Here is a 13669-nt window from a genome sequence, read left to right on the forward strand (position 1 = left end):
ACCCAGACCCTCGAGCGCATCGCCAATGGCTGGCCAAACAGCGCTATCGAGGCGCTCATGCCTTGGAACTACCATCGCTGAACGGCATCAGCTACCCGCTTACCGACATGCAGAACGCCCTGGAAGTGCTGAAGATGCGATGCCGGGCGCCCGGCCTTTCGGTCCGGCGAAAACAGATAGACCGCCCCCGGCGGCTCGGGTCCTGCACATGGCCGCTGCTGCGCATAAGAAAAAGAACAAAATACTGGCTTCCGAACCAGTCTGTCTCAACCGAAGCGGACAGAGAGGCCGCCAAATCCCGGTCTTGAACCTCGTCGCCTGCAGGTACGTCTGATTGCTGCGGCGTGCTTAGGGGCAGCGCATCAATATCGTGACGTTTGCGGCCAGTTTCGGGCCGAAACGGGTGACGAGACATTTCCGGTTACGGCTTAGGGACTGAAGATGCGCGGACGTTTTCGCGCGAAGGCGCAGGCTGGCTTCCAGCGCGTGTTCTGTTCGCGCTGATAGGTCGTGCTGCATTTTGCGGATCTGATTGGGATTGTGCCCACAGTGGAGCAAAAGCGCGGTCAGATAAAGTTCGATCGCATGGATTGCCGACAATCTGAACGGCGCGCGTGTCAAAGGTTTGCCAAGTCGGCCATGTTGTAGGGAGCAAGTTTGCCGCCTTGGGGTGTTCTTCCGCCGGTTCGTGAAGCTGCTGCGCGGATGCAAGCTCACCGGGATTTTTGCGTTCTTCGATCGTCATTTGCGCGATCTGAAAATGCTACGGTGCAAACTTCGTAGAGTAAGATCCATGGCGTCGCGCGTCTCTTCACTTCGCTATTCCATATCGCTACCTGCGATGTTCGCCAACAGCCGGGCAGAAAGGCGTCGCCGATTTACTATAGCGACGGCTCGTTGAGATGCGTTAAAATTTGACCAGACCGCACTGGATCGATCCTGTCTGCTTCTGCGAGTGCCCAACGTTGCCATGCTTCCAGTGCCGAGGCATCGTTATCAGCCGAACCTTCATCGATCGCGCGACAGACGCGCTCAACAAGCGCGCGAATGTCTTCAGCTTGACGTAGCAGCTCTCCGCTGTTCCGCAGGTTTTGCAGCCGCTTTTGGTTAAGTTGAACCAGCCGTTCCTGGCGCTGCTTCTCCTTTTCAATCCGCTCCCGCTCTGCACGCTCCTCGGCTTCCCGCAGGCTAAGTCGAAACTTTTTCTCGCCAGCCACGATGATTGCAGCCGCGATCTCAGCGATCTTTGACTCAAGCTTGGCGTCACCGTCATCCTGCCAAGAAACTGTATTCTTGCGGTCGAAACCCGGATCGATCCGCAGGGCAAGCGGGGTTGATGCTGGCAGGTCTGGCGCCGGCCGCTGGTACCCATGCTGACGCACGGTGCGGTGGCTGCCGACTATTCCAATGTCCAAACCAAGATAGGAAACGCCGATGGCTGCTCGCGCGTGAATTTCTCCATCGCGCTCGTAGGCATCACCGTCATGGCCACGCTTGCTGAGTGCCAAAAACAGAGCATTGAAGATTTTCAGCCGCCGCTTGCCCAGTGGATTGTCGAACTTGGGTTCGTCAAAGGTCCACTCGCGTTCTGCATTTTTGTCGCGGCGACGCTGCTCCTGCTTGAGCAGTTGAACGAGCCCTTTGTGAGGCCTGTCCAACGACTGTGGGACGGAAACTTTGCCAATCGCCTTCAACTCTTGTGCTTGGAGTTCGTCGAGGTCTTCTGGAACCAGAGCGGATGCAAATGGCCCATTGGATGCAAGAGGGGCTGCAATCGACAGCACCTTTTTGAAGCGGGCGTCGACACTTGCTCGGCCCATTTCACCGGGGCGCCGTGGTGGCGCCTTGGGTAGTGCTGGCACCCTCTTTCCGGCACGGATTTTGTTCCAATATCCTTGCGGCGGCGACGCAACTCCACATCGCGTCAGCAGCTTCTTCAGCCCGACGTCGGACAGCTTGAGCTTCGCCGCCAAGTCCCGCATAGGTGCAGACCAAGCGAACGCAATCAGATCGTCAGGCAACACAAGAATGTCATTCTGCCACACGGCGCTTTACCTCCATTTGTTCAGCTAGGCTGCTTTTGGCACGTCTTCGCAGTGTCGATATGACAGCCCTGCCAAGTGCCATCTAAGGTCAAATCTGGGAATTCTAACGTGCCCTCGATCATGCCAGGGCTGCGCCTACATAATCAAGGCGACTGCAGATCGGCCGGAGATGAAGCAGCGCTCTCGGTGAGCATCAGCGGGACGCTCGAGAAGCGATCTGCTTCCTTTCGTTGTTCCTCGCGCAACAGCGGGCAGCCGGACATTGCCGCGTGGCAGACCGAGGTTTGGTGTTATCGAGCGAGGGCTGCGAAAAACGACCGAAGACCGATTGCCGCCCGTAATCGAGGCGGGCGCCCGGAGGGGCAGCAAAGCTGTGTGTCAGCTGCGGCGCCGCTGGCGACGGCCGGTAGTTCGGCGGCACATTCTGCGTCTGTCAAACAGCGCAGGAGGCGAACGATGGAATTCTTTTGTGGACTGGACGTGGCGATGGACGAGACCGCGGTTTGCGTCGTGGACGATCAGGCGGTGCATCTGCAGGTGGCGGTGATGACCGATCCGGAGGCGCTGTTTGCGGTGCTGAAGTCGTTTCTGGCGCGACTGCGGCGCGTCGGCCACGACGCGGGATCGCTCTCGCCGTGGCTGCATCCGCAACTCAAGAAACTTGGCCTGCCGGCGATCTGCCTGGAGACGCAGCACGTGCGCGCCGCGCTGTCGGCGCAGCGCAACAAGACCGACAAGGCCGATGCGCTCGGCATCGCCCACATCATGCGCACCGGCTGGTTCCGTCAAGCCTACATCAAGTCGGAGAGGTGCTACCGGACGAAGCTTCTGCTGACCCACCGGCGCAATCTGAAGGCCGAGTTTCTCGACCTGGAGAACGCCATCCGGCACTCGCTGAAGTCATTCGGCATCCGCCTGGGCAAGGTCGGACGCGGCGCTTTCGAGCAGGCGGTTCGCCAGGCTGTGGCCGACGATCCGCTGTCGGCCGAACTGATGGACGCCATGCTGTCGGCGCGCGCGGCGCTGTGGAAACAGTACTGCCGGCTGCACGATCTCGTCGTGAAAATGGTGGCGCGCAGCGAGCTGTGTCGACGCTTCATGGCGATCCCCGGCGTCGGCCCGGTGACGGCGCTCTCGTTCATGACGGCGATCGACGATCCCACACGCTTCCGCCGCTCACGCGACGTCGCGGCCTATTTCGGGCTGACCTCGCGGCGCTGGCAGTCGGGCTCCTCGATCGACGTTCAGGGCCGCATCTCGAAGGCTGGCGATGCGACGTGCGGCGCGCGCTCTACGAGGCGGCGTCGGGACTGATGACGCGCTTCAAGGGCAGGGACAAGGTCAAGAGCTGGGGCCGGGAGATCGCCAAACGCTCCCGCCACCGCAAGGCCTGTGTCGCTGTGGCGCGCAAGCTGGCGGTGATCATGCACGCGATGTGGAGCGATGGAACGTTCTATGCCGGCGACGCGGCCATGAGTGACACCGACGCCGCGCAACGCGCCCACATCAAGGATCGACGCCTGCTCGGAGCGCATCGATGAGCGGCGCGACGGCGGTTGAAACGCATGGCGCCCGCACGCTGACGGACGCCATCTGACACAAGGAGATCCGCGCCGGCGGATGAGAACCGATGCAGACCAGGAACGACGGAACGCACGTCATCTTGCCTGCGGCCGCGCCGACGATGAGACGGTCGGACCGCGCTCGCTTGCCTGTGACGATGCTCCGTCAGTCCGATGGAAAAGTGCGCCACGACGGTTCGAGCGCTGCAACCATGCATCCGAACCACACCGTCGCAGAGCGCGAAAGATTGCACGGCGCATCGGAACTCGACGTTCAAAAGCGGAACCGTAGCGCAGAGAATCGATTCGTGTATTATCGCATCCTGAAGGAGGAACGACGATGTCTACAAAGTATCGCCAAACACAGCCGATTAAGATGGCGAGATAAAAGGCCGCGAGGTGCGGCGTCGATCGGTCGTGTTGTTTCAAGAGGTTATGCAGGATTTCCGCGAGGTGCGGGTTATCCCTGCACCCCCCAATATCGTCGATTTTCATTCTTCGTCCGTAGCTTAGTGCGATGTGTGGCCGTCCGGCTTGCCTTTGCGGGGGCTGGGCCGGGGAAAGGAGGGCGTGGTCAGAGATTGTTTTTGAGGTGGCCGCTCGTCGTTAGATAACGAGCTGTTGGGTAGACTACGTTAGCACCTCGCCGACCTAGCCTGAGGTGACCCGCGATCGGCGATCGGCTCGCTGCAGCAGAGGGCGTCACTTCGGCCCGTGGAGCCGACGTCGCCAGCGCCGGCCGTAGGATGGCGGCCGAGCGCAGGCTTGTCGGCTGGCGCCATCCTCCGCACTGCGGATGCATAGGATTCACGCCCAGTGGAAGCGAGCTAGGCGCGACACGTCCGCCCTCTAATCCAAGCTTCCGTCGGAGGGTTCGTCGGACACGGCATCCTATCCGAGATGCAGGCGCTGTCCATCGCCCAGCCACACGGGCTCTCGACGGCCAGAGATCTGGCCATCCTGACACGAATACGCAAACCGTCGTGTTACGGTTTGATGGTTTTACGCCGGCGTGATCGCCATCAAAGCAAAATGGGAGAGGTTGCCATGTCCAGGATCAACCGCCGCGCCTTGCTCCTCCACTCCGGCAGCGCAGTCGTCGCCTCGTCGATGGCGGCAACGGCGCTCGGTGCAGAGCCGCCGAGCCGAAAACAAGAACTGTCCACTAGTCTTCGAGCGCTGATTGAGGCGCACAAGGCAGCCTATGCTGCGTTCGGCAAAGCTTTGCACGAGTTAGGCGATGGCAGCGGCGACCCCGTCAGAGCCAGCCGGCAAGAGGAAAGGGCGCTGCTCGCCATCTGCGGCTATCCGGCCGTTGGGGAAGGGGATCGCCTGGCCAAGGCCCGATATCTTTTAGAGATCGAGGCGCGCGGCGAACTCGACCTCGAAGAGCATATGCAGGCCGTTCTCCGATCCACCATGTGGAAGGGATGATACGACCGGCGCGCGGATGGTCAGGTAATGAATGTCCGGTATGCGCCTCATGTCGGTCATTGCGGACTGTTGTGCAGAAGAGACGCAGAATTGCTTCGAATTGTCCGAGAGTGTGAAATGGGACTTTTACGCTGAGACTGGGGTCACGAAAAATGCCGCGTCCTTTGGGATGCGGCATTGTTTTGGTGTTCCCCTCATGCCACTGGGAAGGAATAGCCCAACGGCGCAACGGTCTTCATGGAGCGCGTCGATGGCTTATGGACCAGCTCACAGTATCCAAAAATCAGAGGCAGATGGCAGAGCGCGATGTGCTCCCCGCGACCGCTCCTCCTCACGCCCGACCTGCCACGAACCCGCCTTGAAGCGGCTTTTTGTTAGATGATGCTCTGCAACATGATGAAGGGCGATTTCTTCGCCTCGCCTCTTCTCATCTGCGAGAGGTACATATCGAAGTTATGGACGATGCAGACCCTGAATTTCCGCTTTGCGAAGCCCTTTAACGCCTTACTTGAGGTCGCGGTCAGATATCCCAGTGTTATCAGCGAGGGCGGGAAGTGATCGTCAGGGGGCAGGCCGGCCTTCAGCTTTTTCAGCCTTGCAGGAGAGATTTCGTGCACAATCCCGATGAACTGGGCGAGCAGCATCGGGTACACGACAAGCTTCTTGACTTCCGCGAACGTCGCCAGTGCCTTGTTATCAAGCGCTACCCATTTTTGCTTCGGTTTGGATTTCGGCACCTGGTCATCACCTGTAACCACGGCCACGTCGACGACGTAGACCGCCTCATCTTTATGGCCACCCATTACCGACAGGTTGGAGTGTATCTCGTATAGCTCCGCACCCTTTACGCACCTGAACCATGAGAAATTGTACGGATAACCGCGAGACGACAGCTTGGCGGCGAACAGTCCGTTGATAGCGTTCTCAACCGTAACGGTGTACCCAGCCAACCGGTAATGCTCGGTCGCCATGGTAAGGGCGCCCAGTTCAAGAAGCGCCGTCTCCCTGACAGCCAGATGCTGGAATTGAACCGAATGCTTGTTGATGAACGCTTTAAGCTCTTTCTCGATCTGTGAGACGTTCAATCTTGCCTCGCAAACATTCTGGCCGCCACATCACTCAAACTGGTGGTTTCCGCAACGAGGTCGGCGATATCGAGCAGAGCGATGAGCTTGTAGAGTTCCTGACGGAGGTTTCTCCCCTCTACAAATGCCGAGGAGTCCTGGCTTATTTCATCTCGACCTATACGGAATCCACGCGTTTGGGGAGCCCCGTCTAGACCATCGGGTGTGCGCGTTGCCGCGTTGATGCAGTCATTCATGATCCAGTATTGGCTGTTTACGTTCGACCAGATTCTACGGATGGCGACGATGAGCAGAAATTGGTCAAGTCTGTCGCCGCTAATTTCGACGCGGGCGTCTCTCGCAATATCAGGAACGACCGCAGCAACGGCATCGACGTAGCCATTGACGCCCTCCCGCAGTGAATACGGAAGTCTTTCAGTCATGCTCGATATTTGTCGGTTTGGCATTAGCTCCCCAAAGCGCAGCAAGTTGCTGGAGGCGGACTACTATCACACAAGTCGGTTTTACCGTCATCCAGCACTGCGTATAAACCACCGCCCTACAGTGTCAGGAACTCTTGTGCCTCTCTGTTCTCCACCAGACCTGTGAAGGCCAGCATGCCGAGGGTGGCGGGTATAAGCCGCATCAGTTGCCGTAAATGATGACCTGGGTGAACACGCCATCGACGAAGCCCGGCTGGAACCTCACCTGCCAGCGTGGTCTTATCCCCATACGTCCGCGGATGTATACGAGGCAGCCTTCATGCGCGTCTCAATCTGCAGCTTCCGCGTGGCAATCAACCCGTTCGAGAAGCCGATGGGCAAAAGGCCAGCTTCAGCGCGTTCCCGCTCGGTCAGGGTCAAGACTTCGTCGCGGGTGTAGAGGTTGCCGTTGCCGGCGATGAACATGATCCCGTCCGGCATCATGTCGGCGAGATCCATGCACCCATCCATGTACTTATTGGTCCGGCGCTGCACAGCCCTTGTCGGAAAATTCAGGGTATTTCGACAGCCAAGGCGTAGACTGTATCTTCGCAAAGCATCTCCTCCATGGCGCCAATCTTGCGCACGGAAGCCCCTTTTATGATTTCTAGGCAGATGGCTTCGGCCAGTTCAGGGGAATAGTCCGTTGGGCGCCCTCGCGGCGCAGCCGACCGGAGTTGGCTGGCAAGGATTAAGGCCGCACTAGCTGTCCTTCTTCCCCCTTATAGCGGCCACGATCTGCACGACCATATTCACGATCTGCGGGTCAATCTGTGAAGAGTCCAGTGAGGAAAAGGTGGACGTCCGATCGATATTCCAGTGCTGGAACACTTCTCGGATTTCGACGGTGGTGGCCTTGTTCCCATAAGCACGCAAGAAGAACCGCCCGAATTGAATCGCATGAATTCGGTCTGACGACTTAAGGGATTCGCTCATATACGATTTGCCAAGCGAATATGCATATCTAGCTAGCGCCGCTAGAATGGCGATTGCGATGACGTTGAGTAGAGAGACGGAGATGGCACGTGGATAGTCCGGCGAGGCGGTTTGCGTATTGATAACTGAGTACGCTAGGTAGGCAGTCGTCGCCAGTCCAAGAACCAGGCTTCCATATCCTATCATATACCAGTTTTGGGCGGAGTTCTTGTGCGTCTTCTCGTAGTCCTGTTGCGTTTTGATGGCATCATCAACAAAGTCCGCCAAGTTGACCTGAACCGCCTGCTGAATTTCCTTCAATTCGACTTCTTGCGCGGCTCTCCGGCCCTCGAACGCCGAGATGGCCTGCTCGATTTGTGGCAGCAATTGCTGCGGCTCTTGCTCGCGAGCGAAAATGACCTGTATGTCCTGAACAATCGTCGGAAGCGCCAGGTCGCCCAGCACGATTGGGAGAATCAGCATTTTGCCCGACGTTTCAGCGTAAGCGCGGGCGGTGCCTAGCTCCATCATCGGGTATTGTGAGTGCATCGTGCTCCGCGAAATGAGGATGATGAACACCTCGGCGGCCTTTAGTCCCTCGTTGAGTTCGGCTCTCCAGTTGATGCCGGCAGTAAGCTTCGTTCCTTCAACCGTTATCTGATGACCTTCGGCACGAAGCGCCATCATCAGCCCTTGGGCAAACTCATCATCCGGCGTAGTGTAAGAAACATATATTTTAGACATGTCGGCCCCCATCCGTTTGGCACTCTTACACGATTGGTTCTTCAAATGAAGCAATGGGATGTGTTCATTTCACATGCGTCGGAAGATAAAGAGGCGTTCGTTGAACCGCTAGTAATCGCCTTAAGAAGCCTGGGGCTTCAAGTTTGGTACGACAAATTCACCTTGAAGTTGGGCGACTCTCTTTCGCAAAGCATCGATCTAGGCTTGGTGCAAAGCGAATATGGCATCGTCGTCATCAGCCCCGCGTTCCTGTCGAAGCCTTGGCCGGCGTATGAGCTTGCCGGGCTGGTCACACGGGAGATCGGGGCACGCAAGGTCATTCTCCCTATCTGGCATCATGTGACCCGTGATGACGTTTTGAACCGCAGTCCCACGCGGCAGACAAGCTCGCCGTCAACACCGCATATTCCTCCCCAAAAGATATCGCGATGCAGATTCTTCAGGTAGTTCGGCCGGACCTCTATGCAGGTACAGATCGCGCGGCTTTGATCGCACGAATGGACGGGACGGCACTTCGCAATATAGAGGCGGAGCTTGAGAACATGCGACGAGTTGCGGGACTGTGGCGCCCTTTAACAGAAAGCATGGAGGTGCCGATAACGGATGATGATTCCGGTAATCTACGAAGCTTTGAATGCGGACGACGTCAGATAGGGAGCGATATAACTGACCCGTGCCCCTCAAGTCCTTCGTTTCCAAAGTTCGATGCCGTTCCCATTCAAACGTACCGCAACGCCAACGTCAGGTCGGCCCTCGTCGCCCAGGTGCGGTGCCACGCTTCTGGTTGAATCCGAGCGCTGGGCGAACGGAAGAAGAAGCGATCGCATCGCTTAAGGAACAATATGACCGGCGCGCCAAGAAATACGACAAGGACCGTTGGCGGCGCGAGCAAGCCATGTCAGCGCAGTCCCGAGGGCAAAAAAGAGTCTAGGGTTCGAAGGCGGATAGCGGATCATCCAATAGGAAATTACCACGACCAACGTGGCCGAGGCAGCAGTGTGGAGAGGCAATAAATAGCTCCAATCTGGGTTGGAGCAGGTTCGGGCTGCTACGCGCGAGTGCCTGCCCCCAACCCTTTGCAAGGGTTGAAACTGGCCTCGGCGGCGTCCTCATTGACCGTTTTTACGCGGCTCGCACTGCCTAGGTTTATTCACCAGAATATGGCCGGCTATCGATGCGATGTGCGGGCATTCCTGGCAAATATCTCGCAATGGCAACGTGAGCCGGGTTTCCTCGTCTCCCGAAAAAGCTCGTTAAAGTTGCCCATTTGCGTTGTCCGAGCTGTTGGGAATCTCGATAAAAGTGGTTTGCATACAAACATTTCGACAGCGGCGTGTCGGGATCGAAAATCACACTGGCGAAGGCGCACGCGGTGTACGGTCACCGTGGATTGGAGCAGACGTTACGCCCAAGAGGTGGCGCGACGTCTGGTCAACTTGCACCGGCTCCGCAGCAGTCAGGCAGCGGAAATCTGGGAGACGTACTCCCGGGTTCTGGTCATTTCCCATCCACTCGACGGGCAAGCCGAACGCCGGGTCCCCCTCCATTCTGTGAAATGAATTCGATCCCTGCAGCCTCAAGTGCCTTGGCCAACGCCTCAAGCGTTGTTTGTCTAGGGACAGTTTGAGAACTCTCAATTCTGGCAAGCGTCCGAACTGTCAACCCGGATGCGTTTGCCAAGTCGTCTCTTGTCCAATCGATCAATGCTCGTGCTGCGCGAATCTGCTGGGGCAGTATGTCCTTTTTCATGACATTCAACTTGCTAAAAGTCACAAAAAGTGACATTGATGATGACAGCACACGGCCGCACAGGTGCTCGTAACACCGGTGCGGCCTGACCACGCCTAAGCTTCTGGGAGCTCGGATCATGGCTGATTCCGACAATAACACGACTTTGCCTTTCGTCACGCGCAGGAAGGTGCTTGCGGGAACAGCAATCGCAATGGCGGCGACACAGGCTACATCGTTTGCTCGCAGCGACTTGGAGGGTGATGACGCCATTGATCCTGCGGTGGCGGCGTGGAGACGGTGGCAGCCGGCTTGGGAAGAGGCTGAACGGCTTTGCAATCAGCAGCAGCGGCTGGAGAGGGTACTTATCGATACCGTTGGCTTCCCTTGCACTACAGTGAAGTTGTCCGACGGCGAGAGCGCGACCGTTCACTCTCTTGGAGCCCTCCAAGAATTGCTGAGTGTTCGACCGGCGAACACAGTAGCCCGTGCTCAGGCTGAAGCCGAAATCCTAGCCCATCAGGCGCGCTGGGATGCTGCCGATAGAGCGATTGGTTACTCAGCGGGCTTGCTTGCGGAGCGTGAAGCTGCCGAGAAGGCGCGGGAATTGCTGGAAGCCTTTTCCCAAGTACCTGCTACGTCGCTTGCTGGTGTAGCCGCTAAGCTGGATGCAGTGCTTAGGGAAGGGGAGTATTCGCTACACGACAGTGAACCCCCGTGGCCACAAATCCGCTCGGCCTTAGACGATATAGCTCGGATTAGAGAGCAGAAAGTCTCGAGCTGAACTTAGGCAATACGGTGTCGGAACCGCGATCATTCGTCGGTTGGTGATTTTCGCGGGCTTGCCAAGACAAACTCTCTTCACATGGAGCGACTGATGCAGTTCCGAAAGGCATTTGCAGAGCCAGGACGGCGCAGCCTCTTCAACGCACCGGCAAACCATGGAATCGAGAGTGGCCCGCACCCTGCTGATCAACATGTCGGCAGGCAGATCGCTGCGGTTCGCGTGCAGTCGGACGTATCGCAGCCCCAGCTTGCCCGATCCATAGGCATCAGTTTCCAGCAGCTTCAAAAATATGAGAACGCGAAAAACCGCGTTAGTGCCTCCATGCTCTACGAGATCGCTAGTTCACTGGCCGTCCCAGTTAGCCGTTTTTTCGGGGGCCTGCCGGGCAATGAGACTGACCGTGACGTTCCCACGCTACCGGTCGACGAGCGCATCAATTTTATTGCCAGCGCGGAAGGCCGACGCCTGATTGAAGGGCTGGTGCAACTTCATCCACGGGTGCGCGGCCGTGTGTCGGCTTTGATCTCCGCATTGGGGGAGGAACTGGCGGTCGTCGACCCAAAGCAGGAAAGCGGAACGTTCGCCGACCCCATGTCGGTCCAGGACAGATTAGTTAGGTGATTCCTTGTCGACGGGTCGCGAGCGCTCCTTTCATCACGCTCCTCATTGATTGACCGGCGCCGGGAGTTCCAAAACCCCGGAATGACTACCGGATGCGAAGCGGAGTAGAAAAGGCAATGGGAGCGTACATAACGGGCATGCGAGATTACGCAGACTTCAACGATCCTTGCTCTGACCGCGCAATCGCGCGCTCGAAACAGGGCAAGTGCGATGAAAGCAACACGCAGAGATGCCAGTCGGCAGATCGAGGCCGTCCCATATTCTCGGCCGCGCGCTGTCGACGACGCCTTGCTGGAACGAACGGTTCAACTCTTCGAGGCACGCACCGGTCGTTTGTTATCAAAGGAAGAAGCTCGCCAGATCGTGGAAAACGTCAGCGGGTTCTTTCGCGTCCTTGCCGAATGGCACAAGATGGATTGAGTCGAACCGACCCGCACGTGATATCGCTATGGCGCTTGGCCGGCTCAGGTGACACGAGGAAAAACGGTTCGGCCGACTGCAGATTCGCACGTTGTGCCAGTCCTGACCGTCGACATGTTAATCACATGCGCCGTTTCCTGACCGCGAAGGAGCGGAGATGAAGCCGATTGACAAACGAACACCACCGACGGCGAAGCCCGGCAGCTTCGTGAAAGCGCTGCTTTATGCGCGCGTGTCCTCGAAAGAGCAGGAGAAAGAAGGCTTTTCGATCCCGGCGCAATGCAAGCTGTTGAGAGAATATGCTCTTCAGCGGCAGCTTGGCATTGTTGAGGAATATGTTGATGTCGAGACCGCCAAGAACACCGGACGGACTAACTTCGGCGAGATGGTCAAATATCTGCGCAAGCATCCTGGCGTACGCGTCATCCTGGTCGAGAAAACCGATCGCCTCTATCGCAACCTCAAGGATTGGGTGACGCTCGACGAACTCGATGTCGAGATCCACCTCGCCAAGGAAGGCGTGGTGTTGTCGCGAGACTCGCGATCCTCGGAAAAGTTCATGCATGGCATCAAGGTGCTGATGGCCAAAAACTACATCGACAACCTTTCTGAGGAAGCCCGGAAAGGGCAGATGGAAAAGGCGGAACAGGGGATCTGGCCGTCCAAGGCACCGCTCGGCTATCTCAATGTCCCGGCCAAGGACGGCAAGAAGGTCATCGAGCCGGACCCGGTGGTTGCGCCGGTTGTGACCAAGCTATTCGAGCGCTACGCGACTGGCCTGTATTCACTCAAGGCGCTCACGAAAGCGGCGCATTGCGACGGCCTCATCCATCCAAAGAGCGGCAACCCAGTACCGGTCAGTACCGTGCACACGATTTTGCGCAATCGGCTCTATACGGGCCTGTTTCAATGGAATGGCAGGCTGCACCACGGCAAGCACGAGCCGCTGGTATCGATCGACCTCTGGGAACGGGTCCAGGGCGTCCTGGCAGGCCGACACGCGACCCCTATCCATTCCTATGGTTATGAGTTCGCCTTCTCGGGCCTCATGACCTGCGCTGAGTGCGGCTGTGCGGTCGTGGCGGAGGTCAAGAAGGGGAAATACATCTACTACCACTGCACGGGACATGCCGACAAAGGCCGGGGCGGCTATGCCGACTGTCGCCGCAAATATGTTCGCGAGGAGGTGCTGGATACGACCTTTGCCGGCCTCCTGGACCAACTCCATTTCGATGAGGAGGTGCTGGAATGGGTACGCGACGCGCTAAAGGCGAGCCATGCAGACGAGCGGCGGGAGCAGGCACAGACGATTGAGCGGTGTCAGACTCAATACAAGCGTCTCGAAGACCGTCTCAACGCCATGTACCTGGATAAGCTCGACGGCCGCATCGACAATGCCTTCTACGACCGCATGTCGGCGCAATGGCGCGTCGAACAAGCGCGTCTGCTGCGTGAGATAGAGCGCCATGGCGAGGCGCAGGAATCATACATGGACGATGGAATCCAACTGCTTGAGCTAGCCCGCAACGCCAGCCAAATGTTCACTCGTCAGGCCCCAAATGAGAAAAAACGACTCCTGAATCTGGTGCTGTCGAACTGCGAATGGAATCGCGGCGAGGTCCGCGCCGTTTTCAGGCAACCGTTTGATTTACTTGCGGAAACGGCCGCGTCTCCGGCAGCTGCACAAGCTCGTGGGGATGTGTCGTTGACGAGGCATCCAATTTGGCTGGGGTTCCTGGAAGCTTTTCGAACTTTCTGGGTCGCGCCTCAACCCGAATTGCGTGTGCTTATTGGACAGATTAGGCCACTAGATTCGGATTTAGGATAGATGTCAGGAGGCTTGGACTTTCTGATGCTCGCGACTATG

Annotated in this window: 13 protein-coding genes and 1 pseudogene; 8 read left to right on the forward strand and 6 right to left on the reverse strand. The window is 57.7% G+C overall.

Annotation, left to right across the window (positions count from 1 at the left end; translation table 11 throughout):
• Nucleotides 1–308 (forward strand): hypothetical protein (locus NKJ15_RS30725; protein WP_352819471.1); only part of this gene is annotated, 308 nt, incomplete at its 5' end.
• 573 nt (nt 309–881) lie between these two features.
• Here NKJ15_RS30725 and NKJ15_RS30730 read toward each other — a convergent pair.
• A complete protein-coding gene (locus tag NKJ15_RS30730) occupies nt 882–2045 on the reverse strand; it encodes a hypothetical protein (RefSeq protein ID WP_352819473.1) in 1164 nt (387 codons plus the stop codon).
• 456 nt (nt 2046–2501) lie between these two features.
• Here NKJ15_RS30730 and NKJ15_RS30735 point away from each other — a divergent pair.
• Together NKJ15_RS30735 and NKJ15_RS30740 are read left to right on the forward strand one after the other, a co-directional pair.
• Nucleotides 2502–3586: pseudogene (locus NKJ15_RS30735) on the forward strand (IS110 family RNA-guided transposase).
• 921 nt (nt 3587–4507) lie between these two features.
• Nucleotides 4508–5041, forward strand: a complete 534-nt coding sequence (locus tag NKJ15_RS30740; protein WP_352819475.1) for a hypothetical protein — start codon at nt 4508–4510, stop codon at nt 5039–5041.
• 374 nt (nt 5042–5415) lie between these two features.
• Here NKJ15_RS30740 and NKJ15_RS30745 read toward each other — a convergent pair whose 3' ends face one another.
• The 4 genes from NKJ15_RS30745 to NKJ15_RS30760 all read right to left on the reverse strand — a co-directional run bounded on the left by NKJ15_RS30745 (nt 5416) and on the right by NKJ15_RS30760 (nt 8246).
• Nucleotides 5416–6126: a hypothetical protein gene (locus NKJ15_RS30745; protein ID WP_352819476.1), complete on the reverse strand. Its 711-nt coding sequence runs from the start codon at nt 6124–6126 to the stop codon at nt 5416–5418.
• On the reverse strand, nt 6123–6548 hold the full coding sequence (locus NKJ15_RS30750; RefSeq protein ID WP_352819478.1) for a hypothetical protein: 426 nt from the start codon (nt 6546–6548) through the stop codon (nt 6123–6125). The genes NKJ15_RS30745 and NKJ15_RS30750 overlap by 4 nt, the downstream gene beginning before the upstream one ends.
• A gap of 279 nt (nt 6549–6827) precedes the next feature.
• Nucleotides 6828–7046 (reverse strand): hypothetical protein, encoded by a 219-nt coding sequence (locus tag NKJ15_RS30755; RefSeq protein ID WP_352819480.1) that lies wholly within the window; start codon nt 7044–7046, stop codon nt 6828–6830.
• A gap of 243 nt (nt 7047–7289) precedes the next feature.
• Nucleotides 7290–8246, reverse strand: a complete 957-nt coding sequence (locus tag NKJ15_RS30760; protein WP_352819481.1) for a toll/interleukin-1 receptor domain-containing protein — start codon at nt 8244–8246, stop codon at nt 7290–7292.
• Between the two features lie 45 nt (nt 8247–8291).
• Between NKJ15_RS30760 and NKJ15_RS30765 the strand changes: the two genes are divergently transcribed.
• On the forward strand, nt 8292–8693 hold the full coding sequence (locus tag NKJ15_RS30765) for a toll/interleukin-1 receptor domain-containing protein (protein ID WP_352819483.1): 402 nt from the start codon (nt 8292–8294) through the stop codon (nt 8691–8693).
• A gap of 1050 nt (nt 8694–9743) precedes the next feature.
• On the opposite strand, the gene NKJ15_RS30770 is transcribed toward NKJ15_RS30765, so the two are convergent.
• A complete protein-coding gene (locus NKJ15_RS30770) occupies nt 9744–10115 on the reverse strand; it encodes a helix-turn-helix domain-containing protein (protein WP_352819485.1) in 372 nt (123 codons plus the stop codon).
• Between NKJ15_RS30770 and NKJ15_RS30775 the strand changes: the two genes are divergently transcribed.
• From NKJ15_RS30775 to NKJ15_RS30790, 4 genes are all read left to right on the forward strand, one after another.
• Nucleotides 10114–10758: a hypothetical protein gene (locus NKJ15_RS30775; RefSeq protein WP_352819487.1), complete on the forward strand. Its 645-nt coding sequence runs from the start codon at nt 10114–10116 to the stop codon at nt 10756–10758. The genes NKJ15_RS30770 and NKJ15_RS30775 overlap by 2 nt on opposite strands.
• Before the next feature lie 93 nt (nt 10759–10851).
• On the forward strand, nt 10852–11382 hold the full coding sequence (locus tag NKJ15_RS30780; protein WP_352819489.1) for a helix-turn-helix domain-containing protein: 531 nt from the start codon (nt 10852–10854) through the stop codon (nt 11380–11382).
• A 210-nt stretch (nt 11383–11592) separates the two neighbouring features.
• Entirely contained in the window at nt 11593–11802 is a 210-nt protein-coding gene (locus tag NKJ15_RS30785; protein ID WP_352819491.1) for a hypothetical protein, read from the forward strand.
• Between the two features lie 157 nt (nt 11803–11959).
• The gene (locus NKJ15_RS30790; RefSeq protein WP_352819493.1) at nt 11960–13630 is read left to right on the forward strand and encodes a recombinase family protein; all 1671 of its coding nucleotides are present in this window, start codon (nt 11960–11962) and stop codon (nt 13628–13630) included.
• The last annotated feature ends 39 nt before the right edge of the window (nt 13631–13669 follow it).

The sequence above is a fragment of the Mesorhizobium sp. M0207 genome, from assembly GCF_040321995.1.
Taxonomy (GTDB): Bacteria; Pseudomonadota; Alphaproteobacteria; order Rhizobiales; family Rhizobiaceae; genus Mesorhizobium.

Bases quoted from the DNA above. Each gene is read 5' to 3' on its own strand.
- NKJ15_RS30755 (WP_352819480.1), bottom strand. From the start codon at position 7,046: ATGGATCTCGCCGACATGATGCCGGACGGGATCATGTTCATCGCCGGC.
- NKJ15_RS30785 (WP_352819491.1), top strand. From the start codon at position 11,593: ATGAAAGCAACACGCAGAGATGCCAGTCGGCAGATCGAGGCCGTCCCA.
- NKJ15_RS30775 (WP_352819487.1), top strand. From the start codon at position 10,114: ATGGCTGATTCCGACAATAACACGACTTTGCCTTTCGTCACGCGCAGG.
- NKJ15_RS30780 (WP_352819489.1), top strand. From the start codon at position 10,852: ATGCAGTTCCGAAAGGCATTTGCAGAGCCAGGACGGCGCAGCCTCTTC.
- NKJ15_RS30760 (WP_352819481.1), bottom strand. From the start codon at position 8,246: ATGTCTAAAATATATGTTTCTTACACTACGCCGGATGATGAGTTTGCC.
- NKJ15_RS30750 (WP_352819478.1), bottom strand. From the start codon at position 6,548: ATGACTGAAAGACTTCCGTATTCACTGCGGGAGGGCGTCAATGGCTAC.
- NKJ15_RS30790 (WP_352819493.1), top strand. From the start codon at position 11,960: ATGAAGCCGATTGACAAACGAACACCACCGACGGCGAAGCCCGGCAGC.
- NKJ15_RS30740 (WP_352819475.1), top strand. From the start codon at position 4,508: ATGCAGGCGCTGTCCATCGCCCAGCCACACGGGCTCTCGACGGCCAGA.
- NKJ15_RS30765 (WP_352819483.1), top strand. From the start codon at position 8,292: ATGAAGCAATGGGATGTGTTCATTTCACATGCGTCGGAAGATAAAGAG.
- NKJ15_RS30770 (WP_352819485.1), bottom strand. From the start codon at position 10,115: ATGATCCGAGCTCCCAGAAGCTTAGGCGTGGTCAGGCCGCACCGGTGT.